General features: G+C 70.7%; 3 protein-coding genes and 1 pseudogene. All 4 read left to right on the plus strand.

Going from position 1 to position 1,830, the window contains the following annotated elements; translation table 11 throughout:
• Positions 1-55: 55 nt before the first annotated feature.
• Complete coding sequence (gene parA, locus WBB14_RS15060; protein WP_424240541.1) at positions 56-694, plus strand: ParA family partition ATPase; 639 nt, start codon at positions 56-58, stop codon at positions 692-694.
• Positions 691-975 (plus strand): hypothetical protein, encoded by a 285-nt coding sequence (locus WBB14_RS15065; RefSeq protein ID WP_031346928.1) that lies wholly within the window; start codon positions 691-693, stop codon positions 973-975. The genes parA and WBB14_RS15065 overlap by 4 nt, the downstream gene beginning before the upstream one ends.
• On the plus strand, positions 972-1,505 hold the full coding sequence (locus WBB14_RS15070) for a DUF2840 domain-containing protein (protein ID WP_424240542.1): 534 nt from the start codon (positions 972-974) through the stop codon (positions 1,503-1,505). Before WBB14_RS15065 ends, WBB14_RS15070 begins: the two co-directional genes overlap by 4 nt.
• Positions 1,502-1,830: pseudogene (locus WBB14_RS15075) on the plus strand (S26 family signal peptidase); the annotation flags it as partial. The gene WBB14_RS15070 and the pseudogene WBB14_RS15075, both read left to right, overlap by 4 nt.

The following is a 1,830-nucleotide window of genomic DNA, read 5'->3' on the forward strand; positions in this document are numbered from 1 at the left end:
GCGCCTGTGTGTGGACAGCTGCTGATCGGGACAGTCTGACCGGGGAGGTCCGGCCATGATCGTCGCTCTGCTCAACCAGAAAGGCGGGGTGGGCAAGACCACCCTGGCCACCCATATCGCCGGTGAACTGGCCCTGCGCGGACAGAACGTCATCCTGCTCGATGCCGACCCGCAAGGCTCGGCGCTGGACTGGACGCAGCGACGCAGCCAGCAGGGCTTGCCCAGGCTGTTCAGCGCCGTCGGCCTGGCGCGCGAGACGCTGCATCAGGAAGCCCCGGAGCTGGCTCGTCGTGCCGATCACGTGATCATCGACGGACCACCGCGCATCGCCGCCCTCGCCCGCTCGGCGTTGCTGGCGGCGAATCGCGTGTTGATCCCGGTGCAGCCCAGCCCCTACGACCTGTGGGCCAGCGCCGAGATGGTGGCGCTGATCCGCGAAGCGCAGGTGTTTCGGCCCGCGCTGCGCGCGGCCTTCGTCATCAATCGGCGGGTCAGTACCACCGTGATCGGGCGCGAAGCGCGCCAGGCGCTGGCTGACCAACCGCTTCCTGCGCTGCGCTCGGAAGTGCATCAGCGCATCGTGTTCGCCGACAGCGTGGCCGCTGGCCGGCTTGCACGCGAGACGGCGCCGGACAGCGCCGCCGCGCGCGAAATCACCGCCCTGGTGGACGAACTGCTGCGGTGGCCGACATGACCGAGAAGCCGCCACCGAACAGCAGAAGCACGGCAAAGCGCGTCGGCATCGGCGCGCGTCCGCCCGCGAATCCGCACGCCGAGGCGTGGATTCGCCAAGGCGACGTCGATGCGCTCAACAAGGGCGACCTCTACACCGCCCGCCTGACCCTCGACATCACGCCCGCGCTGCGCGCGCGCATCAAGGTGTCGGCCTTCACGCAGGGCGTGACCGTGGCCGATCTGCTGCGCGGCCTGCTGGAGCGTGAGTTTCCAGAGCATCGCAGGGAGAACGCACCATGACCGCATCCGCTTCGCCTGCCGCTGGCGCGGCTACGGCTGCGCTCGCAGCGCCTTCCGGCCAGCTTGCCAGCGCGCCGTTGACGCGCGTGGCACTGGCCTACATCGAACCACGCTTCAAGCTCTACCTGCGCTTCGGCGAACCCGCGCGCATGCATCAGCTCGATCGCTGGCGGCGCTGCGCGGTGTTCCAGCCGGGCGCCATGTTTTGCCGCATCCGCTGGCAGGCCAACGACTACGGCACGATTCGCTGGCAGCTCATGGTCATGCAGGCTTGCACGCCGCTCGATGCGGCACAGCGCATCCCCGGCGTGCAGCCCGGCGCACGCCTGCTGCTGCACGCCGAAGGCGAGATGCAGGTGCGCGCCGTGCTAGAGCGCATCGACGCCATCGAGGCGCTGGGCATCGCGCCCGTCAGCGTGTCGCCGGCGTACTGGCGCACGCTCGCCAACCGGCTCGCCGCACGCTTGCCGCTGCCCGAATACACCGCCGAGCGGCACGCCGCCTGGCTGACCGGGAGGGCACTACCATGACCGCCATTTCCACTGCCGGCACCGCGCCGCATCCTCGCTCGCGCCTGCGCGCTCGCCTCGTGCTGGCGGGCCTGTCTGCCTGCGGTCTGGCTGCGCTGGCCTGGGCGTCCTTCGTGCATCCGCTGCCGCGCCTGATCTACAACCCGTCCGACAGCGTGGCGGTCGGCTGGTATCGCGTCGAGCCGCTGGGCGACGGCACCGGCTCGCTGCCACGTCCCTTGTCCGTGGGCAGCATCGTCCTGACCACGCTGCCGCCAGACGCTGCCGCGCTCGCCGCGCAGCGCGGCTACCTGCCGGCGCGCGTGCCGCTGCTCAAGCGCGTGGG

The organism is Achromobacter sp. (genome assembly GCF_049647645.1).
Classification (GTDB): domain Bacteria; phylum Pseudomonadota; class Gammaproteobacteria; order Burkholderiales; family Burkholderiaceae_B; genus Achromobacter.